Here is a 19,410-nt window from a genome sequence, read left to right as displayed (position 1 = left end):
TGTCCGCAGCCAAAACCAAATCGAAAAAGAAAACGCAACCACCCCAACGAAAAATGAAAGGGGTGTTATTGATTGCTGTGAGCATCATTGTTTTATTGATGATTGTACTGTGGTCGAGTTTATTTAAGTCCTATCCTGTTGAGGGTAAAAAGCAGTTATTGGCAATTAACTCTGGCGATACCTATTCCGGTTTTATTGACCGCTTAGCCAAAGAAGACATGGCTAGTTTTCCTATTATTTTAAAGCTTTACCAAAAAATATTTATTCATGACACCTTGAAAGCCGGTGTTTATGAAGTGCGTGAAGGTATGAGTATTCGCCAAGTTTTGGATATGATTTCCAATGTCTATAATGCCGAGATGAATCGTATATTGGTGATTGAGGGGACGACCTTTAAACAGCTGATCGAGGCGTTGAAAAAGGATGCATTGGTTAAAAAGGAAGTCTCCAATTTACCCATGGATCAGCTTTTAAAAGCATTAGATATTCCGTATACGCATGCTGAAGGGCTTTTTGCTCCCGATACTTACTTCTTCGCCAAAGGTGAGTCAGACAAAAAAATCTTAACGGATTTATACAAACGCCAAATGAAAGCTTTAGATGAAGCGTGGGCAAACCGTGCGGCAAATTTGCCGTATAAAGACAAATACGAAGCCCTGATCATGGCCTCTATCATTGAAAAAGAAACCAATGTTGACCGCGAACTGGAGCAAGTTTCAGGTGTGTTTGCGCGTCGTCTTCAACTCGGCATGCGTTTGCAAACGGATCCGACCGTGATTTATGGCATGGGCGATAAATATACAGGCAATATTACCCGCCAAGACTTGCGTACTCCAACAGCCTATAATACTTATACCATCAATGGTTTACCTCCTACGCCAATTGCTTTACCAAGTAAAAAAGCCATTGAAGCTACCATGCACCCAGATAACAGTAAAAACATCTACTTTGTTGCAACGGGCAATGGTGGACACACATTTAGTGAGACTTTAGAGCAGCACAATCAAGCTGTAAAAGAATATCTCAGCGTTTTAAAAACCAAGAAGGATGAATAGATGTTTATTAGTTTTGAGGGCACAGAAGGTGTCGGTAAAACCACACTGATTCGCAAAATTTATGAGCATCTAGAACAACAAGGTCAGCAGGTTGTTTTAACGCGTGAGCCAGGTGGTACACCAATGGCTGAGCAAATTCGCTCGCTATTATTGTCAGTCAATCATGAAGAGTCGATGTCGAATGATACCGAACTGCTGCTGATGTACGCGGCTCGTGCACAGCACTTACAACAACTGATCGTGCCTGCTTTAACGAAACATAAAACCGTATTGTGTGACCGTTTTACCGATGCCAGCTTTGCTTACCAATGTGCAGGACGTGGTTTAAGCCAGTCGAAGCTGCAACTTCTGAATGAAAACTTTGTCAGCCATATGCCAAATATTACATTTTGGCTCGATGCCCCGATTGAGACAGGCATGTCTCGTGCGCGGGAAAGGGGGGCTTTGGACCGTTTTGAACAAGAAAAAGCCACTTTCTTTGAAAAAGTTAGAGCAGGTTATCAGCAGTTATGGGAACAATATCCTGAGCGGGTTAAACGTTTGGATGCGACCCAGTCACCAGAGCAGGTTTTTGCACAAGCGTTGCAATATTTAAACTAAAAAATAAGCCAGAAATGTTATTTCATGCTGTAGTGAAATGCATTTTTCTTTTATAGTCAGTGACAAAGGACTGAATGTTGAAGGAAAAATGAAAAGTAACTTAACTGAGATTGTGGCTTTTTTAGAAAAGGAATTCCCGCAAAGTTTAGAAAAATGTCGTATCGAATCTGTCACTGAGCGCGCAGCAACAGTCGTGTATCAGGTAGATGAGCGCGATTTGAGACCGGGTGGGACGGTTTCAGGCCCAACCATGATGACTCTTGCAGACTATGCATTGTATATCGCCATTTTAGGGGAAATTGGGCTGGTCGGTTTAACCGTGACCACCAATTTATCGGTCAACTTTCTAAGTAAACCCGCAGCTTCAACAAATATCCGCGGTGAATGTAAGTTAATGAAAGTTGGCAAAGCATTGGTGGTTGGGGATGTGTGGTTGTATTCAGTGGGTAAGGATGAACCCATTGCACATGTGGTAGGAACTTATTCTATTCCACCCAAATCCTAAAAAATGTCTGAATAAAAAAGCCTGACGAATCAGGCTTTTTTTAAATTAGTTATTCACTAAAGGGGTTTCAACTTTAAAATTGAAAGGGGTGAGTACGGTTTTACGCAGTTCATTCGACAGTTCAGGGTAATCTAAAGTGTAGTGTAGACCACGCGATTCTTTACGCTCCATGGCACAGCGCACGATCATTTCAGAGACTAAAACTAAATTGCGCAGTTCAATCAGATTTTTGCTGACTTGGTAATCTTGGTAATACTCGGTAATTTCCCGCTTCAACATTTCAATGCGGTGTAGCGCACGTTCAAGACGTTTCGTAGTACGCACAATGCCGACGTAGTTCCACATGGTTTGACGGAGTTCATCCCAGTTTTGCAAAATCACCACATCTTCATCAGGATTCATCACTTGTGAGTCATCCCAAGATGGGGCAGTAGGAGATTGGTAAGTTATATCAAAACTTTTTTCGATGTGTTCTGCTGCACTCATGCCATACACAAAACACTCTAATAGTGAGTTACTGGCCATACGGTTGGCGCCATGCAAGCCAGTATATGAGGTTTCCCCAATCGCATAGAGGCCTGCAATGTCAGTTTGACTATGTTCATCAACCACCACACCGCCACAGGTATAGTGCGCAGCAGGAACAACAGGAATCATTTCCTTGGTAATGTCGATGCTGAGTTCAAGTAAGCGTGCGTACAGGGTTGGGAAATGTTCTTTAATGAAACTTTCGGGCTTATGGCTAATGTCGAGCCAAACGTGACGAATACCTAAACGTTTAATTTCATAGTCAATCGCTCGCGCCACAATGTCACGTGGAGCAAGTTCTGCACGTTCATCAAAGCGCAACATAAAGCGTTCGCCATCGGGTAAACGTAAATAAGCACCTTCACCACGCATTGCTTCGGTAATGAGGAAAGAGCGTGCTTGCGGGTGGTATAAACAGGTCGGGTGGAATTGGTTAAATTCCATATTGGCCACGCGGCAACCCGCACGAAACGCCATGGCAATACCATCGCCCGTTGCAATGTCTGGGTTCGAGGTATACAGATAGGCTTTCATGGCACCGCCACACGCCAGCGCGGTAAAGGGTGCTAAAAAGGTATGGACTTTTTCAGTCTTTTCATCGAGTGCATAGAGGCCTAATGCACGATTTTGTTCTTCTAAGCCCAGTTTTTGAGAGGTAATTAAATCGATGGCAATGTAATTCTCAAAAATGGTGATGTTATCTTTTTCAATCGCACGTTCCACTAAGGTAGTTGAAATGGCTCGACCTGTAGCATCTGCGGCATGAATAATACGGCGTTGAGAGTGTCCACCTTCACGTGTTAGATGCAACTGTTCTTGATCATCAAGGGTAAACTGCACGCCGTGTTTCAATAGAAAATCAACAGAAGGTTTACCACCTTCAACGGTTTGCTTTACGGCTTCGGTCTCGCACAAGTGAGCGCCCGCAATCATGGTGTCATCAATGTGCTGTTCGATGGAATCCGTTTCATCTAAAACAGCGGCAACGCCACCTTGCGCATAGAAGGTACTTGCATCGGTCAGGTTTGATTTTGCAAGAACAGCAATATTGAAATGTTGAGGCAACGATAAGGCTAAGCTCAGGCCTGCACCGCCACTTCCCACAATAATCACATCAAAATGATGTGTTGTGTTTAAATTAGACATGTCCATCAGCTAATTTGGAAAAAAGTTCGCTAATGACAGCGCTTTTTTCACGAAAAGGCAAGAGTAAAATCTCTACAATTGATGGGAAATATAAATAAAGAACGTATTTTTTAAGCAAATTTTAAGCTCTTGTTTATACAAACATAATAGAACATATTATTACCCAAGATAGACAAAGATTATGCTAAAAACGCTAATACATAAACTGATAACAAGCATATAGGTCAATACTTGATATGAAAAGTCGCGCGATACAAACTGGTTTTTTTGCTGTTGCATGCACAATGGCTACGGTGCAAACACAAGCAGCACCTGTTGATTTCTCAAACTTGGTTGAGCAAGTCAGCCCTGCGGTAGTGAGTGTAAATGTGGTTAAAAAGATGACTCAAGAAGAGTTATTGCAGCAGCAAATACCTGAGATTTTGAAGCGTTTTTTTGGTAATCAAGTCATTATTCCGCAGCAGCAAGCGCCGCAAGAAAAAACGGCTTATGGCAGCGCATTTTTTATTAGTAAAGATGGGTATTTACTGACAAACCACCACGTCGTAGAAGATGCATCGAAAGTCACGATTATGTTTAATGACCGTCGTGAACTGGATGCGACTGTGGTAGGTAGTGATGAACGAACTGATGTGGCCTTGCTTAAGGTGAATGGTACGAATTTTCCATCACTCCGCGCAGGCAATGTTGATCAACTGCGCGTAGGCGAACCTGTGCTTGCGATCGGTTCACCGTTTGGTTTTGATTACTCGGCTTCAGCGGGAATCGTGAGTGCGAAAATGCGTAATATGATGGGGGAGACATCGGTACCCTTCATTCAAACCGATGTGGCTCTCAACCCAGGAAACTCAGGTGGTCCGTTATTTAACCAGCAGGGTGAAGTGGTTGGAGTGAACTCGCGTATCTTCAGTGGTACGGGCGGTTATATGGGGCTGTCTTTCTCGATTCCCATTGATGTCGCAATGGATATTGCTGACCAACTTAAGAAAACAGGTAAAGTTACGCGCTCTTATTTAGGCTTCAATCTACAAGATCTAGATCGAAATTTGGCAGAGTCTTATAATTTGCCAAAACCTGAAGGTTCACTGATTACTAATGTTCAGCCAAATTCACCTGCGCAGAAAGCGGGACTAAAAGCAGGCGATATTATTTTAAAATTCAATGGAACGCCGATTTCACGTACCTCTGAGTTATTGAACTATTTAAATCGTACCATGCCAAATCAAACGGTACAGCTTGAAGTACTGCGTGATGATAAAAAGCGGAATATATCGGCAACATTAACTACTGCACCAGATGATACACCTGCAAAATCAGACACAGTCACACAAAGTAAAGGACCTGTCTTAGGTATTGCTATCCGAAATTTAGCACCTGCTGAATTGTCACAACTCAATGTGAAAGGTGGTGTGTTAATTCAAGAAGTGAAACGTGGCGGCGCAGCAGCACAGTCAGGTATGGCGGCTGGTGATGTGGTCACTCACATTAATAGTAAAGTCGTAAACGACACCAATGATTTTGTCCAAGCGGCATCTGAATTGAAAAAAGGTCAGGTTGCCCGCGTTGGAATCATCCGACAAGGCACACCAGCCATTTTAGGGATGCGCATCCAATAAGCGAAAAAAAACCACTCTTTGGAGTGGTTTTTTATTTTTTGCAATTTGATGATGTCTGTTATTTGCGTACACTTCCATCTTCATAAGGATATTTAGATTCAATAGAGTGTTTATGAGTAGTATTTTTGACTTAAGACTTCAGGTACAAGCAGAACATATCGACCAGTTAGGCCATGTGAATAATGTGGTTTATATGCATTGGATGCAGGATGTCGCAACAGCACATATTGATGCATTGGGTTTAGGCTTAAAAGAATATATCGAGTTAAAACATGCCATGGTCGCGGTTGAGCATCATGTGCAGTACCGAAAAGCTGCATTTAAAGAGGATGAAATAATCTTACGCACATGGTTTGACGATATAAACGCATTATATTCATCACGCCAATATGTGTTTTATAGACCCAAAGACAATAGCATTTTATTTGTTGCTCAAACCAAGTGGGCTTGCGTAGAGATTGAAACAGGACGTGCGAAACGTATGTCACCCAGTTTTACTCAAGCTTACCAACCGCTTGCAAAAGATGTGAATGCCCTAGATTTTTCAATGGATTATTCAAAAAGCCCAGTGAAAAGCGAAAACACGTAAAAAAGCGTCAGAGTTGTGAAAAGGAAGCGTATTAATATGGATACTTTAAAAAAACCATCTGTTATAATCCTTCGCAATTTCTATTCGGCTTTTGTTGTGCATCGAAATTTGTCTGCATAACGCTTCATTTTGTTCAAGGTAGCCCATGGCGCAAGCTAAAAAATCTGTTGATATTAAAAATATCCGTAATTTCAGTATTATTGCTCACATTGACCACGGGAAGTCAACGCTCGCTGACCGCTTTATTCAAACCTGTGGTGGTTTGCAAGATCGTGAAATGCAAGCACAAGTACTTGACTCCATGGAACTTGAACGTGAGCGTGGTATTACCATTAAAGCTGCGTCGGTTACTTTGTATTACACTCATCCAAATGGTCAAGAGTATCAATTGAACTTTATTGATACACCAGGGCACGTCGATTTTTCATATGAAGTGTCACGGTCATTGGCTGCCTGTGAAGGTGCATTGTTGGTTGTAGATGCTGCGCAGGGCGTGGAAGCTCAGTCGGTTGCGAACTGTTATACCGCAATTGAGCAAGGTCTCGAAGTTCTACCAGTGCTCAACAAAATTGATTTACCACAGGCTGAACCTGAACGTGTGATTCAAGAAATTGAAGACATTATTGGTATTGAAGCGACTGAAGCGCCAACCTGTTCGGCAAAAACAGGTCTTGGGATTGATAGCGTTTTAGAAACCCTTGTTAATGTCATTCCTGCACCTACTGGTGATCGTAATGCGCCATTACAAGCTTTAATTATCGACTCTTGGTTTGATAACTACTTAGGTGTGGTTTCTTTGGTGCGCGTGAAAGAAGGTCGTGTGCGTAAGGGCGACAAGATGTTGATGAAATCAACAGGCCAAACGCACATTATTACTTCTGTGGGTATTTTCAATCCTAAACATACTGAGACAGACATCCTTGAAGCGGGTGAAGTTGGTTTCGTAATTGCAGGGATTAAAGACATTTTTGGTGCGCCAGTCGGTGATACGATTACCCTTGCCAACACACCAGAAGTCAAAACCTTGCCAGGCTTTAAAAAAGTGAAGCCGCAGGTGTATGCAGGTTTGTTCCCAATTGATTCAAGTGAATTTGAACCGTTCCGTGAAGCTTTGCATAAACTTCAGATCAATGACTCGGCGTTATTCTTTGAACCTGAAAGCTCAGATGCTTTAGGTTTTGGTTTCCGTTGTGGCTTCTTAGGCATGCTACACATGGAAATCGTGCAAGAGCGTTTAGAGCGCGAGTATGATTTAGACCTCATTTCATCTGCACCGACTGTGATTTATGAAGCGGTGATGAAGAATGGTGAAACGATTTATATCGATAGCCCATCTAAAATGCCAGATGGTTCAACGGTCGAAGACCTACGTGAGCCGATTGCTGAGTGCCATATCCTTGTACCACAAGAGTATTTGGGTAATGTCATGACTTTATGTGTGGAACGCCGTGGTGTTCAAAAAGACATGAAGTTTATGGCGAACCAAGTTTCGATCACTTTTGAAATTCCAATGGCGGAAGTGGTGATGGACTTCTTTGATAAATTGAAGTCGTGTTCACGCGGTTTTGCGTCGCTCGATTATAACTTTGTACGTTTTGAAAGTTCATCATTGGTAAAAGTCGATGTTCTAATCAATGGCGATAAAGTCGATGCCTTGGCAATGATTTGTCACCGTCAAGATGCACGTCACCGTGGTATTGCATTAGTTGAAAAAATGAAAGATTTGATTCCACGTCAAATGTTTGATGTGGCAATTCAAGCGGCCATTGGCGCACAAATTATTGCTCGTTCAACCGTAAAGGCAATGCGTAAAAACGTATTGGCGAAATGTTATGGTGGTGACGTTTCTCGTAAGAAGAAACTGCTATCGAAGCAAAAAGAAGGTAAGAAACGCATGAAGCAAGTGGGAAGTGTAGAAATCCCACAAGAAGCGTTCTTGGCTGTGTTGAAAGTAGAAAGATAAAAAGGTAGGAATATAAGCCCATGGATTTTGATTTTAATTTGATACTTGTTCCTGTCACACTGATTTTCTTTTTGGTGTGGTTGCTCGATAAGTTTGTATTTAAACAACGAGCGACAAAAGGCAAGGGGAATGAAAATTTTGTCATTACTTGGGCTTATGATTTTTGGCCAGTCCTTGCGATTGTTCTATGCTTACGTTCATTCTTTTATGAACCTTTTAATATTCCTTCCGACTCGATGGTCCCGACTTTAGAAACTGGTGACTTCATCTTGGTCAATAAGTTTGACTATGGTGTTCGCCTGCCGATTGTGAATAAAAAAGTGATTGATGTGGGTGAGCCTGAGCGTGGTGATGTGATTGTCTTCCGTTATCCACCGCAACCGACGATCAGCTATATCAAACGTGTGGTTGGTATTCCTGGCGATCACATTGTTTTTGATCATGGCCAATTAACCATTAATGGTCAAAAAATTGCTAAAGTTCCTGTTGAATTTAGCCGTGAAAAAGACCGTTTAGATACGCCTACTTCGATATATCATAAAGAAACCATTGGCAAGCATACCTTTACCATGCGTGAGTTAGAGGGTGTCAATGTTGCACGCCAAGCACCGTATATTAACTTTGTAGAAAATGGTAAATACTCTGCTGAAAATGGTTTATATTGGGAAGTGAAAGTAAAAGAAGGTGAGTACTTTGCGATGGGGGATAATCGCGACCAAAGTGCTGACAGTCGTTTCTGGGGAATGGTTCCTGAACAGAACCTAACGGGTCGTGCATTTTATATTTGGATGCATAAAGAACCTGGCTTTAAGTTGCCGTCATTTAACCGTAACGGTAGCATTGACTAATATCGATTCGGAAAATAAAAAATGCGCAAGAATCAACAAGGGGCATCTTATATCGCCATTTTATTTGCAATCATGGGGTTTGCATTTATGGCGAAAGTGGCAATTGCAGTTTGGGCTCCTTATTTTGATGATCGGATGATCAATAGCCAAATTGAGGAAGTATTTCAAAGCAGCCCGAAAAATATTCAGCCCGCGGAGTTTGAGAGTCAGCTTTCAAAGCGTTTGGATATGAATGGTATTCGCGATGTGAAGATTAAAGAAATTATGCAAGTCACCAATACCGAAGGGTTGCAGGTGAAAAAGGAGTATGAGGTAAGAAAACCCTTCTTACTGAATATAGATTTAGTATTAAAGTTCGAGAAAAGTTTTGATCAAAGCTCAGTCCAAGCTAAGTGAAGCCCGCTTAGCGAGCCGTATCGGTTATCAGTTTAAACAACCTGAATTACTTCAGCTTGCACTGACCCACCGATCGGTGAGCCACAAATACAATTATGAGCGCCTAGAGTTTCTAGGCGATTCTTTGTTAGGGATGATTATTGCAAATTATCTCTATAAAGCTTATCCAACTGAGAACGAAGGCCGTTTGACGCGTATGCGTGCAACCTTGGTTCGTCAGGAAGCTTTAGGTAAAATTGCAAATGATTTAAAACTGAGCCAGTCACTCATTTTAAGTACAGGCGAGTTAAAATCAGGTGGACATCATCGCGAGTCCATCCTTGCGGATACGGTTGAATCGATTATTGGTGCAATCTATGTGGATTGTAGTGATTTAACGGTGTTGGAGCCGATTGTGTTAAAATGGTACGAGCCATATTTAGACCATATCGAGCCAACCGATCAACTTAAAGATCCTAAATCTCGTTTACAAGAATATCTTCAGGCACGAAAAAAAGCTCTCCCAGTTTATGATGTGGTTGATATTCAAGGTGATGCACCCAATCAGCATTTCAAAGTGGAATGTAAAGTGGATGGATTGTCTGTTGTAAATGGTGAGGGCACCAGTCGTCGTTTTGCTGAGCAAGCTGCTGCGGCGGATATTTTAAAACTTTTGGAGCAGTAATCTGCCATGTCAAATTCTTCCGATCACATCGATGCTGATCACGAGTCGCAAAGCGACAGTAATGATTTAATTAGCCAGTTTTTTAGCGAACAAGGCACAGAAATCCCAACGGATTTTCGTAGCGGCTTTGTGGCAATTGTAGGTCGTCCAAACGTAGGCAAGTCTACGTTGATGAACCATTTATTGGGTCAAAAATTATCGATTACTTCACGTAAACCACAAACCACACGGCATAAGATTGTGGGAATTGATTCACGTGCAAAATCTCAAGCAGTATTTGTGGATACGCCAGGGATGCATAAAAAAGAAGTACGCGCCATCAACAAAATGATGAACCGTGCTGCGTCTTCTGCATTGCGTGATGTCAACTTGGTATTGTTTGTTCTGGATGCAGACAAGTGGACTCAAAACGATGAGCTCGTTTTGGAAAAACTCAAAAATGCAGAGATGCCAGTGATTCTAGTGATCAATAAAATTGATATACTTGAAAATAAAAACCATGCATTACCCTTGATTCAAGAGCGTGCAAAATTAATGAATTTTGCTGAGATTGTTCCTGTTTCTGCACTACGTGGTGCAAACTTAGACCATCTGCGCGATACCATTGAAAAATATTTACCTTTCCAGCCACCGATGTATTCATTGGATCAATTGACAGATCGTTCTGAACGTTTCTTGGCATCAGAAATTATCCGTGAAAAGATTATGCGTCAGTTGGGTGAAGAGCTACCTTATGATTTAACCGTGCAAATTGAGTCGTTTAAGACTGAAGAAGCAACGGTGAATGAAAAAACAGGTCGTCCTAAACCAGCATGTACATATATTGATGCAACGATTTTTGTAGACCGCCCAGGCCAGAAAGCAATTGTGATTGGTGAAAAAGGCGCTAAGCTTAAGAAAATCGGTATGGATGCCCGTATCGATATGGAAAAAATGTTTGAACAAAAGATCATGTTGACACTTTGGGTTAAAGTGAAAGGCGGTTGGTCTGATGATGAACGTGCATTGAAAAGCTTAGGTTATAGCGATATCTAAGTTTTAAGAAAACAAATTTTTATAGGGATGGTGTTATGGTCAAAGTGTTCGCAGTAATGGCTTGTATGTTGTTTTTGCAAGGTTGTATACACAAGATCGTCACCGTTCCTGTAAAGATTGCTTATAAAACCACAAAAGGCGTGGTGAAAGGAACCGCAGCTGTGGTTGGTGCTGTTATCCCAGATGGGGATGATGAAGACAGTGAACAGAATGATAAAGATAAAAAAGATTAGTTAATTTCTCATGCGCAATGAAGTACTGCATGGTTATTTAATTCACCATAGAAAATACCGTGAACGTAGTCATATTGTGCATTTATTTACCCAAGAGCATGGGCGAGTTGATGGTATTCTAAGGCAAACCCCGCCGCCACAATATCAGCCGATTTGTTTACAAGCTTCGGGTAAATCTGAACTCAAAAATTTTACAAAACTTGAAATTGTCAATCAGCCGATTTTTTTCTTCGGGGATGCTTTTTTTTCAGGTTTTTATCTCAATGAGATCCTGCTCAGGCTGTGTCCGCTCGAAGTACAAATGGAGCAAAGTTTTGCTCAATATGCGCATACGCTAACGCAATTACAACAACTGGCACAGCAAGCCGATCCTAATCAATTTTTAAAACAAATTCTAAGACAGTTTGAGCACGAACTGCTGGAAGATTTAGGCTATGCCTTAGATTTTTCGACCGATGCCAATCAACTTGAAATTCAGGCATCACTCAACTATATATTCCAGCTGAATGAAGGCTTTATTCCTACTGCACAAGCCTCGCGATCGACCTTAAATGGACAGCAAATTTTAAGCATGTGCCAATATGAAAAGGGTAGGGATTTTGGTTTGGAGCAGTTACAATTACTGACCAAGTTGTATCGACAAATGATCAGTTCATTGTTGGGCGATCGCCCCTTAAAAAGTCGTCAGTTGTGGATTCAGAACACTCAAACTCAATCGTAATTAGGAAATGAATATGGCTGCATTACTTGGTGTAAATATTGACCACGTGGCAACTTTACGACAAGCGCGTGGAACGTCTTATCCTGATCCAGTCAATGCAGCACTGATCTGTGAGCAAGCAGGGGCGGAAGGGATTACCTTGCATTTACGTGAAGACCGTCGTCATATTCAAGATGATGACGTGCGTCGTATGCGTCCAGCGCTTAAAACACGTATGAATTTGGAGTTGGCAGTCACAGATGAAATGATTGCATTTGCCAAAGAAATTAAACCGCACCATGTATGTTTTGTTCCTGAAAAACGCCAAGAAGTGACGACTGAAGGTGGTTTGGATGTGGTTGGACATTTTGACGATGTTAAAGCGGCAACTCAAGCCTTGTCTGAGATTGGTTGTGATGTGTCCTTGTTTATTGATGCTGACTTTGCACAAATTGATGCAGCGGTTGCTTGTGGTGCACCAACCATTGAAATTCATACAGGCGCTTATGCTGATGCAGAAACACCTGAAGCTCAGCAACATGAGCTTGAACGTATTGTCAAAGGTGCTGAATATGCGGCATCTAAGGGTTTAGTAGTCAATGCTGGGCATGGACTCAACCTTGAAAATGTAACCCCAATTGCGCAAATTCCACAGATCCACGAATTAAATATCGGTCATTCACTGATTGCCGATGCAATTTTTGTGGGCTTGGAACAAGCCGTGCGTGAAATGAAAGCAGTGATTAAAGCTGCACGTTAATTTTAAAGTTTTTAAGATTTGAATATGTCGAATATCAATTATGATGAACTCATGAAGCCCGTCATGGACTTCTTGGGCTGTGAAACACCAAAAGCTTGGTTGGCTGAAGCACTAACTAATCTTGATGTGCTGATGCAAGACCACGCGAATTGTGAGAAGAAAGCTGCAGGTACAGCGATGAACCTGATGTTTCGATATAGTTTTTTTACCGATTTACAAGTCAAGCTTGCACAACTGGTTCGTGAAGAAATGCTGCATTATGAGCAAGTGCTTGAATTTATGAAAAAGCGCGGGCTAGAGTGGAGCAATCTGAGCGCTGGTCGTTATGCGGGTGGTTTACGTAAAGAAGTGCGGACTTATGAGCCTGAGGCTTTAATTGATATTTTAATCATTGGTGCCTTTGTAGAAGCACGTTCATGTGAGCGTTTCTACGCGTTAGCACCTTTGGTCGATGATGAATTAGGTCGTTACTATCGCTACCTGCTGAAGTCTGAATCACGCCATTTTGAAGACTATTTAGCTTTGGCTTTAGATGTTGCGCAAACGGGGAAATTGAAAAATCCGAAAGAAGATATTCAAGCCCGTATTGAACATATCCGTAACGTCGAAAAAGAGCTAATTATTACACCTGATGATGTGTTTCGTTTCCATAGTGGCGTGCCTATGCAAGCGACTTAGAAATAAGGTGGGTGAATGCCACAGTTTGTAGACTGTTCGAAAGTTGCAAATTCTCAGTGTAGATAATTCTAACTCATTAAAAAGCCCAATCTTTATCGATTGGGCTTTTTAATTAGAGATGGGTAGATATGATGTATTGAGAGCTGTAATTCCTTTCCATAAAATCGCGAAATATGAGTCAGTGGAATGAGTTATTTGAGTAGGTGTGCTTAGAATTTTGACGATGATTTCTTGTACTTTTTTATATCTTCCACGTTCCACCATTGCACATCATGAAAAATGGTTACATCAGAAAGAGTATTTCGCAAAGTCTCAGAGACATGACTTAATTGGGTGGAAAGATCTATTTTCTTAAAAAATATTTTTAATGATTGGCTGTGGTGGGTGAATAAAAATTAAAAATAATCTGTCATTTTACTCATAATGATTACATCCAGTAGAAATATCTTTATAAGCAGGATCACTAAAACTAAGCTGGTATTCCCAATTTTTTTGCCCTTTCCATTTTTTCATTTCAGTTGCTGTGATCTGGACGAACATCCACATGTGTTTTAAATGTGCTCATGATTTTTCTTGTGAATCATTTTTTAGTGTTTTTAAGATAAGTTATTTTTCGAGAATAGTTTAGTTCTGGCTTTCTGTTGAACTTAGCTGGAGGATTTACACCTTAAGCGGTAAAACTTTTAATGTGTAGAAAAGAAGAAAGCCCACGACTTATAGTGTGGGCTTTCTTGAATTTGGCTCTCCAACCTGGGCTCGAACCAGGGACCTGCGGATTAACAGTCCGTCGCTCTACCGACTGAGCTATTGGAGAATCTGCATGCGATTATAAGGACATTTCATAGTGGGTCAAGTCTAAAATGTCATGTTGCTGTCATTTTTATATTGGATGCTTTTTATTTGAACAAAAAAATCATTTTCAAAAAAAATCGTATTGAAGTGCTTGCAATGTGGGAAAGTCGTTGATAGTCTGACTTTAACAACAGAGCGTTTAAGTGAAAACTTAAACAGTGTGGATTTATAACCAACTTGCCAGCACTAAAATGGCTAAACAGGAGAAAGCGAATGAATACGCTTACTATTTCCGATATTTTTGCAAACCTAGCTGATTATCAAAATCAGTATCTTTCTATTATTTCCAACCCTGAACAATACTATATCTCTGTAGAGTCAGCCTATATTGATGTTTGGCCAGTCGGTTGTACAGACTTGTATTTGGGTGATTTATTACAACTTTGGTTTAGTGAGCGTTGGCTGGTCAACAGTCCTTGTCAGTTGCTTTCCGCACAGTCGACAAGTACTCTTAAAAAGACTGTGCAGCGAGAACATGATCTGTATTTGTATCAGTTGTCAGGCAGTGCTTTATCAGGTAATAATCGTTCAAAAGTCTGGTCTGCTGCTGAAGGTAAAAGTTTAGACGTGAGTTTAGACAGCGCATTTAAATACTATTGTATTTATAAAGGAGTTGAGCGTCCTGATGCCTCAAAATTGCAGACGCTGAAGACGTTTAAAACCGCAATTTGATCTGTCATGCTGAAGTAAAGTTTAATTTGGCGTAAAAAAGGCACTGAAATTTATCAGTGCCTTTCGTTTTTAGGAACGAATAATCATACAGGTGGCTGTGGCATGGGCGTAGAGTTTACCGTCTTCATCTACAATTTTACCTTCAGAAATACCTAAGTTCTTACTGATGTTGATCACGCTGCCGATGGCAAGCAGTTCTTTGTCTCTTGGAATCGGTCGGCACATTTTAGTATTCAGATCAATGGTGCCATAGCCAACACCTGCTTCAAGCATAGTATGTACAGCGCAACCTGTTACTGAGTCGAGTACTGTTGCTGCAAAGCCACCATGCACGCCACCAAGCGGATTTAAATGGCGGTGATCCGCTTTTGCTTTAAAGCTAATTTTTCCTTCAGAAACTTCAAAAGGCTGCATGGGAATAGTTTCACTGATACTTGCTGGTGGAATTTTTCCTGCACACATGGCTTCTAAGAGTTGTAGTCCTGTCATTTCTTTGGGATTCATCTTGTTCATTCCTATATTTATCTATGAGTTCCTTTTTGGAACTTGTTGTCCAATTAAACAAAATTCAGTCTTTTCGTCAATATTGAGCATTGGATTGATCAGTACAAAATCAACGAAATCGTAATCACGGATTGAGATGATGTTGCGAACGGATTGCATGTAAAAAGTGTAAGCGTATTCATTTTGATGATTTGAGTGTTGATAGAACTGAGTAACCTAAACGTGAGCATTGTTTTAATGTGGTGCACAAAATTTATACACTCTTTGTTTTTTATTTATATATAAGATAAACAAGGTTTTAGTAATTTTATACAGTCTTCACATGAAGAAGGAACTCACAATGAACGTGTCCTGTTTATGCGGTAAAACTAAGTTCCAAGCCGCACTCAAAAATCATGATGTGCATGCTTGTCATTGTTCGATGTGCCGCCAGCAGTCGAGCGGGGTACTCATGAGTATTGATGTCGAACCCAATAGTTTAAAGTTTGACAATCAAGAATATTTAAAATTATTCAAGTCATCGGATTGGGGGGAGCGTGGTTTTTGTAGCGAATGTGGCACGTCACTTTTTTGGCGAACTCAGGACGGCAGCTATTGTAATATCAATGTGTTTGCGATGGAAGAACAGCCAAAAGATTTAAAACTTACAACAGAAATTTATATTGATAATAAGCCTGATTTTTACCAATTCAAGTATTCTACAGAGCAGCTCACTGAAGCGGATGTGATTGCTTTATTTTCACCAGATGATGCTAAAAAATAAGATATTCAGGCTGAATCATCTGAGTTGCACATCGAGATTATTGATAAATTGTATGAGAAAAACTCTCTAGATTTAATAAGATATATTCGATATATCAGCAGGCTGTTGAATAAGGATGCTCAAACATGCTGCTTAAAATTTCCATTGCAATGTTGGCCTTTGCAGCCAATTCGGTGCTATGTCGTTTAGCGTTGGCTGAGCAGCAGATTGATCCGATGAGTTTTAGCTTACTTCGGGTCTGTAGCGGTACAATGGTGTTATTTCTACTGTATATGCTCTCTACTCATAAGGCCAAAATAGAGTGGAGTGTAAAAAACGGTTTTTTTCTTGCCTTATATATTGTGGCTTTTTCACTGGCCTATTTGCATATCGACGCGGGTGTAGGTGCATTACTACTGTTTGGGACAGTTCAATTAAGTATGGTTGGTTATGGCCTGTGTCATGGTGAAAAAATCAATTTACGACGCGGGTTGGGGCTGGTGATCGCTATTTTAGGTCTTTTGATTTTATTGCTACCAGCGTCTTCGGCACCTCCTTTGGGTTATGCTGCATTGATGGTACTTTCAGGCATAGGTTGGGCGATGTATAGCATTGTAGGTAAAAAGATGCATAACCCACTGGCCAGTAGCTTGGCAAATTTTGTAGTGGCGATTCCTTTTGTTGTCTTGGTCTATTTATTTTTTTACACACAGAGTTTTATCCAGCCAAAAGGTATGCTGTTGGCGCTCTTATCTGGTGGTTTGGCATCGAGTGGAGCATATGTACTTTGGTATGCAATAGTGAAGAAAATTGATCGGGTCACGGCCAGTAGCGTGCAATTGTCTGTGCCATGTTTGGCGATTCTGGGTGGGGCATTGTTTATTGGGGAAGCGTTGAGTTTCCGAATCATTATTTCTGCGACGATTATTCTGGCAGGCATTGCCTTGGTGATCTCGGCGTCATCTCGCAAGAAAGACGTAGATACAATAGATTCTGCTGGTACTACACGGCTCTAAAATTATTTAAACGGGCTTAAGAGCAAATTTTTCAGATTTTGTTTAAAAATAAAAAACCCGCGAAGTTCGCGGGTTTCTCTAATCTAACTTTAAAGGTTAAATCATTTTTCAGCAGCAATTGAAGCAATCGCAGCGTCTACGCCTTCGATTGAGTCAGCCGCTTTCTTGATACGTGCAAGCGCATCTACAAGTACGTCATCAGCAGTTGCATAAGAAATACGCATAAAACCGCCTAAGCCGAATGCATCACCAGGAACTACGGCAACGCCAGTTTCTTCCAATAACCATTCAGAGAATTCTGTGCAAGATTTTAAGCCTTTCGCACGAATTAATGGACGGATGTTTGCATATGCATAGAATGCGCCATCAGCAGGTAAGCAAGAAATACCGTTGATGTCGTTCAAACCACTAACAACTAAGTCATGACGGCGTTTGAATGCTTCAATCATAGGCTCAAGAACGTCTTGAGGGCCATTCAACGCAGCTTCAGCAGCAACTTGTGAAATAGAAGTTGGGTTTGAAGTTGATTGAGATTGGATTTTTTTCATTGCGCCAATAAGCTTAGCAGGGCCCGCTGCATAGCCAATACGCCAGCCAGTCATTGCATATGCTTTAGACACACCGTTTAACACGATTGTGCGGTCATAAAGGTCTGGTGCAACTGTTGCGATATTGTAGAATTCGTCATCCCAACGGATTGGTTCGTACATATCGTCAGAAGCGATATAAACTTCTGGGTATTTACGAAGAACATCAGCCAAAGCTTCTAATTCAGCTTTAGTGTAGATCATACCTGTTGGGTTTGATGGACTGTTTAAAACCACTAAACGAGTTTTGTCTGTGATCGCTGCTTCAAGTTGAGCAGGTGTGATTTTGAAACGTTGTTCTTCACCACATTTTACAATAACAGGAACACCTTCAGCGATAATCACCATGTCTGGGTAGCTTACCCAAAATGGTGCAGGGATGATTACTTCATCACCTTTGTTTAACAAAGCTAATGCTAAGTTAAAGAATGACTGCTTGCCGCCACAAGAAACCAAAATTTGGTTTGCAGCATAATCAAGGTTATTGTCACGCTTGAATTTTGCAATAATCGCTTTTTTAAGGCCAGGCGTACCATCTACAGCGGTGTACTTTGTGAAACCGTTGTTAATCGCTGCAATTGCTGCATCTTTGATGTGTTGTGGGGTGTCGAAGTCAGGTTCACCTGCGCCCAAGCCAATAACGTTCTTGCCAGCCGCTTTTAATTCAGCAGCTTTGTTGGTAACAGCAAGAGTTGGGGACGGTTTGATGGCATTCACACGATCAGAGAGACGTACGTCCACGGCAGTATTCCTTCTTATAGGGTTTAAAAAATAAAAAGCACACTATATTAGCTTAAAAAACTCAAGCAAGGCGTTTAAAAACACAGATTTTCTGCAAAAAACATAAAAAAATTCAATTTTGAATTAGGGTCTGTTGACATTTACTGTTCATAATTAACCCTATAAAGGTAGCCATAAAAATATACAGGCTAAAGCAACAGAACTTTGATAATTTCTTTTGAGCTTGTCATATCGAGTAGCTATTCCTCTAAATTGCTTTAATCTACAAAACATATTTTCAACTAAATGCCTGATTTTATATAAACACCAGTCCATATGGTCATTGTTCGATTGGCTATTTGTTTTTTTTGGTATATTCGCTTTAGTCCTTGTTTTCCTGATCTGTTCACGCAGTGGTTCTGAATCATAGCCTTTATCTGCACATACCACTTTTGTCTCTTTTAAATCTAATGTTGATATTAAATCAGGTGCAACTTTAACATCATGTGTGGTTCCATCGGTAATCATGAAATCAATAGGATTGCCATGTGCATCAACAATCAAATGTATTTTTGAGGAGTTTCCTCCTACACTTTTAGAAATAGATTGATTCGCTATGCCGGCAGAATGTTGATGAGCACGTACATGAGAGCCATCAATAAAAATCCACTCCATATCGGGGCATGAGGCTAGTAATTTGAATAATCTAAGTAACTTACCGCTGCTTGACCAACGATTAAAACGTTTGAAAATAGAGTTTGAATGACCAAAACAACAAGGAATATCTCGCCACGGACAGCCTGTTCTAATTCTATAGAGAATAGCTTCAATAAAATTGCGTAAATTTGAGTTGTGGTGAATGGATAAATTACGCAGAATAACTTTCAACTTTTGCCAGTGTTGATCTGTCAGCATGGTACGAGGCATAGCGAATAGTAAAATTGGGTTTGGCGATTTGATTTTACTACTTCGCTATTTTTTTAAGCTAAAAGTGTCAACAC

21 protein-coding genes and 1 tRNA gene are annotated in these 19,410 nt (G+C 40.8%); 17 read left to right on the top strand and 5 right to left on the bottom strand.

Annotation, left to right across the window (positions count from 1 at the left end; translation table 11 throughout):
- The first annotated feature begins 53 nt into the window (after positions 1 to 53).
- The 3 genes from mltG to HYI04_RS13215 all read left to right on the top strand — a co-directional run bounded on the left by mltG (position 54) and on the right by HYI04_RS13215 (position 2,160).
- Complete coding sequence (gene mltG, locus HYI04_RS13225) at positions 54 to 1,055, top strand: endolytic transglycosylase MltG (RefSeq protein WP_372239178.1); 1,002 nt, start codon at positions 54 to 56, stop codon at positions 1,053 to 1,055.
- Positions 1,056 to 1,655, top strand: coding sequence for a dTMP kinase (gene tmk / locus HYI04_RS13220; RefSeq protein WP_010326436.1), 600 nt, complete (start codon positions 1,056 to 1,058; stop codon positions 1,653 to 1,655). It abuts the gene before it with no gap.
- Positions 1,656 to 1,743: 88 nt separating this feature from the next.
- Complete coding sequence (locus HYI04_RS13215; RefSeq protein WP_010326437.1) at positions 1,744 to 2,160, top strand: PaaI family thioesterase; 417 nt, start codon at positions 1,744 to 1,746, stop codon at positions 2,158 to 2,160.
- Positions 2,161 to 2,205: 45 nt separating this feature from the next.
- Here HYI04_RS13215 and nadB read toward each other — a convergent pair whose 3' ends face one another.
- Positions 2,206 to 3,840 carry an L-aspartate oxidase gene (gene nadB / locus HYI04_RS13210; protein ID WP_035330439.1) on the bottom strand — a complete coding sequence of 545 codons (1,635 nt, stop codon included), beginning with the start codon at positions 3,838 to 3,840 and terminating at the stop codon, positions 2,206 to 2,208.
- Between the two features lie 230 nt (positions 3,841 to 4,070).
- Here nadB and HYI04_RS13205 point away from each other — a divergent pair, with 230 nt between their 5' ends.
- The 11 genes from HYI04_RS13205 (at position 4,071) to HYI04_RS13155 (ending at position 13,316) form a co-directional block, all read left to right on the top strand.
- On the top strand, positions 4,071 to 5,450 hold the full coding sequence (locus HYI04_RS13205) for a Do family serine endopeptidase (RefSeq protein ID WP_010326439.1): 1,380 nt from the start codon (positions 4,071 to 4,073) through the stop codon (positions 5,448 to 5,450).
- A gap of 112 nt (positions 5,451 to 5,562) precedes the next feature.
- Positions 5,563 to 6,039, top strand: coding sequence for a thioesterase family protein (locus HYI04_RS13200; protein WP_010326440.1), 477 nt, complete (start codon positions 5,563 to 5,565; stop codon positions 6,037 to 6,039).
- Positions 6,040 to 6,184: 145 nt separating this feature from the next.
- Complete coding sequence (gene lepA, locus HYI04_RS13195; RefSeq protein ID WP_005399692.1) at positions 6,185 to 8,002, top strand: translation elongation factor 4; 1,818 nt, start codon at positions 6,185 to 6,187, stop codon at positions 8,000 to 8,002.
- A 20-nt stretch (positions 8,003 to 8,022) separates the two neighbouring features.
- Positions 8,023 to 8,850 carry a signal peptidase I gene (gene lepB, locus HYI04_RS13190; protein ID WP_010326441.1) on the top strand — a complete coding sequence of 276 codons (828 nt, stop codon included), beginning with the start codon at positions 8,023 to 8,025 and terminating at the stop codon, positions 8,848 to 8,850.
- Between the two features lie 21 nt (positions 8,851 to 8,871).
- Positions 8,872 to 9,246, top strand: coding sequence for a DUF4845 domain-containing protein (locus HYI04_RS13185; protein WP_004693667.1), 375 nt, complete (start codon positions 8,872 to 8,874; stop codon positions 9,244 to 9,246).
- Complete coding sequence (rnc, locus tag HYI04_RS13180) at positions 9,218 to 9,910, top strand: ribonuclease III (protein ID WP_004693665.1); 693 nt, start codon at positions 9,218 to 9,220, stop codon at positions 9,908 to 9,910. Before HYI04_RS13185 ends, rnc begins: the two co-directional genes overlap by 29 nt.
- A gap of 6 nt (positions 9,911 to 9,916) precedes the next feature.
- Complete coding sequence (gene era / locus HYI04_RS13175; RefSeq protein WP_010326443.1) at positions 9,917 to 10,945, top strand: GTPase Era; 1,029 nt, start codon at positions 9,917 to 9,919, stop codon at positions 10,943 to 10,945.
- A 35-nt stretch (positions 10,946 to 10,980) separates the two neighbouring features.
- Positions 10,981 to 11,178, top strand: coding sequence for an NF038104 family lipoprotein (locus HYI04_RS13170; protein WP_004693662.1), 198 nt, complete (start codon positions 10,981 to 10,983; stop codon positions 11,176 to 11,178).
- Positions 11,179 to 11,188: 10 nt separating this feature from the next.
- Complete coding sequence (gene recO / locus HYI04_RS13165; RefSeq protein ID WP_004693661.1) at positions 11,189 to 11,899, top strand: DNA repair protein RecO; 711 nt, start codon at positions 11,189 to 11,191, stop codon at positions 11,897 to 11,899.
- A gap of 13 nt (positions 11,900 to 11,912) precedes the next feature.
- Positions 11,913 to 12,638 (top strand): pyridoxine 5'-phosphate synthase, encoded by a 726-nt coding sequence (pdxJ, locus tag HYI04_RS13160; RefSeq protein ID WP_004980400.1) that lies wholly within the window; start codon positions 11,913 to 11,915, stop codon positions 12,636 to 12,638.
- A gap of 24 nt (positions 12,639 to 12,662) precedes the next feature.
- Positions 12,663 to 13,316, top strand: coding sequence for a tRNA-(ms[2]io[6]A)-hydroxylase (locus HYI04_RS13155; protein WP_010326444.1), 654 nt, complete (start codon positions 12,663 to 12,665; stop codon positions 13,314 to 13,316).
- A 738-nt stretch (positions 13,317 to 14,054) separates the two neighbouring features.
- On the opposite strand, the gene HYI04_RS13150 is transcribed toward HYI04_RS13155, so the two are convergent.
- Positions 14,055 to 14,130, bottom strand: a tRNA-Asn gene (locus HYI04_RS13150).
- 251 nt (positions 14,131 to 14,381) lie between these two features.
- Between HYI04_RS13150 and HYI04_RS13145 the strand changes: the two genes are divergently transcribed.
- Positions 14,382 to 14,840 (top strand): hypothetical protein, encoded by a 459-nt coding sequence (locus tag HYI04_RS13145; protein WP_010326445.1) that lies wholly within the window; start codon positions 14,382 to 14,384, stop codon positions 14,838 to 14,840.
- A 69-nt stretch (positions 14,841 to 14,909) separates the two neighbouring features.
- Here HYI04_RS13145 and HYI04_RS13140 read toward each other — a convergent pair whose 3' ends face one another.
- Positions 14,910 to 15,344 carry a PaaI family thioesterase gene (locus tag HYI04_RS13140; RefSeq protein ID WP_010326446.1) on the bottom strand — a complete coding sequence of 145 codons (435 nt, stop codon included), beginning with the start codon at positions 15,342 to 15,344 and terminating at the stop codon, positions 14,910 to 14,912.
- Positions 15,345 to 15,684: 340 nt separating this feature from the next.
- On the opposite strand from HYI04_RS13140, the gene HYI04_RS13135 reads away from it, so the two are divergent.
- Together HYI04_RS13135 and HYI04_RS13130 are read left to right on the top strand one after the other, a co-directional pair.
- A complete protein-coding gene (locus tag HYI04_RS13135) occupies positions 15,685 to 16,107 on the top strand; it encodes a GFA family protein (RefSeq protein WP_010326447.1) in 423 nt (140 codons plus the stop codon).
- Positions 16,108 to 16,232: 125 nt separating this feature from the next.
- On the top strand, positions 16,233 to 17,102 hold the full coding sequence (locus tag HYI04_RS13130; RefSeq protein WP_010326448.1) for a DMT family transporter: 870 nt from the start codon (positions 16,233 to 16,235) through the stop codon (positions 17,100 to 17,102).
- Between the two features lie 101 nt (positions 17,103 to 17,203).
- On the opposite strand, the gene HYI04_RS13125 is transcribed toward HYI04_RS13130, so the two are convergent.
- Together HYI04_RS13125 and HYI04_RS13120 are read right to left on the bottom strand one after the other, a co-directional pair.
- Complete coding sequence (locus HYI04_RS13125; RefSeq protein ID WP_004693649.1) at positions 17,204 to 18,430, bottom strand: pyridoxal phosphate-dependent aminotransferase; 1,227 nt, start codon at positions 18,428 to 18,430, stop codon at positions 17,204 to 17,206.
- Positions 18,431 to 18,589: 159 nt separating this feature from the next.
- The gene (locus HYI04_RS13120) at positions 18,590 to 19,336 is read right to left on the bottom strand and encodes an IS5-like element ISAba31 family transposase (protein WP_029574991.1); all 747 of its coding nucleotides are present in this window, start codon (positions 19,334 to 19,336) and stop codon (positions 18,590 to 18,592) included.
- Positions 19,337 to 19,410: the final 74 nt, after the last annotated feature.

It is taken from the genome of Acinetobacter sp. SwsAc2, from assembly GCF_013391465.1.
GTDB lineage: Bacteria > Pseudomonadota > Gammaproteobacteria > Pseudomonadales > Moraxellaceae > Acinetobacter > Acinetobacter johnsonii.
This window is presented reverse-complemented; position numbering and strand designations above follow the sequence as displayed.

Bases quoted from the DNA above. Each gene is read 5' to 3' on its own strand.
- lepB (WP_010326441.1), top strand. From the start codon at position 8,023: ATGGATTTTGATTTTAATTTGATACTTGTTCCTGTCACACTGATTTTC.
- HYI04_RS13135 (WP_010326447.1), top strand. From the start codon at position 15,685: ATGAACGTGTCCTGTTTATGCGGTAAAACTAAGTTCCAAGCCGCACTC.
- HYI04_RS13215 (WP_010326437.1), top strand. From the start codon at position 1,744: ATGAAAAGTAACTTAACTGAGATTGTGGCTTTTTTAGAAAAGGAATTC.
- nadB (WP_035330439.1), bottom strand. From the start codon at position 3,840: ATGGACATGTCTAATTTAAACACAACACATCATTTTGATGTGATTATT.
- HYI04_RS13145 (WP_010326445.1), top strand. From the start codon at position 14,382: ATGAATACGCTTACTATTTCCGATATTTTTGCAAACCTAGCTGATTAT.
- tmk (WP_010326436.1), top strand. From the start codon at position 1,056: ATGTTTATTAGTTTTGAGGGCACAGAAGGTGTCGGTAAAACCACACTG.
- HYI04_RS13170 (WP_004693662.1), top strand. From the start codon at position 10,981: ATGGTCAAAGTGTTCGCAGTAATGGCTTGTATGTTGTTTTTGCAAGGT.
- HYI04_RS13205 (WP_010326439.1), top strand. From the start codon at position 4,071: ATGAAAAGTCGCGCGATACAAACTGGTTTTTTTGCTGTTGCATGCACA.
- recO (WP_004693661.1), top strand. From the start codon at position 11,189: ATGCGCAATGAAGTACTGCATGGTTATTTAATTCACCATAGAAAATAC.
- lepA (WP_005399692.1), top strand. From the start codon at position 6,185: ATGGCGCAAGCTAAAAAATCTGTTGATATTAAAAATATCCGTAATTTC.
- HYI04_RS13200 (WP_010326440.1), top strand. From the start codon at position 5,563: ATGAGTAGTATTTTTGACTTAAGACTTCAGGTACAAGCAGAACATATC.
- era (WP_010326443.1), top strand. From the start codon at position 9,917: ATGTCAAATTCTTCCGATCACATCGATGCTGATCACGAGTCGCAAAGC.
- HYI04_RS13130 (WP_010326448.1), top strand. From the start codon at position 16,233: ATGCTGCTTAAAATTTCCATTGCAATGTTGGCCTTTGCAGCCAATTCG.
- HYI04_RS13120 (WP_029574991.1), bottom strand. From the start codon at position 19,336: ATGCCTCGTACCATGCTGACAGATCAACACTGGCAAAAGTTGAAAGTT.
- HYI04_RS13185 (WP_004693667.1), top strand. From the start codon at position 8,872: ATGCGCAAGAATCAACAAGGGGCATCTTATATCGCCATTTTATTTGCA.
- HYI04_RS13140 (WP_010326446.1), bottom strand. From the start codon at position 15,344: ATGAATCCCAAAGAAATGACAGGACTACAACTCTTAGAAGCCATGTGT.
- mltG (WP_372239178.1), top strand. From the start codon at position 54: ATGAAAGGGGTGTTATTGATTGCTGTGAGCATCATTGTTTTATTGATG.
- pdxJ (WP_004980400.1), top strand. From the start codon at position 11,913: ATGGCTGCATTACTTGGTGTAAATATTGACCACGTGGCAACTTTACGA.
- HYI04_RS13155 (WP_010326444.1), top strand. From the start codon at position 12,663: ATGTCGAATATCAATTATGATGAACTCATGAAGCCCGTCATGGACTTC.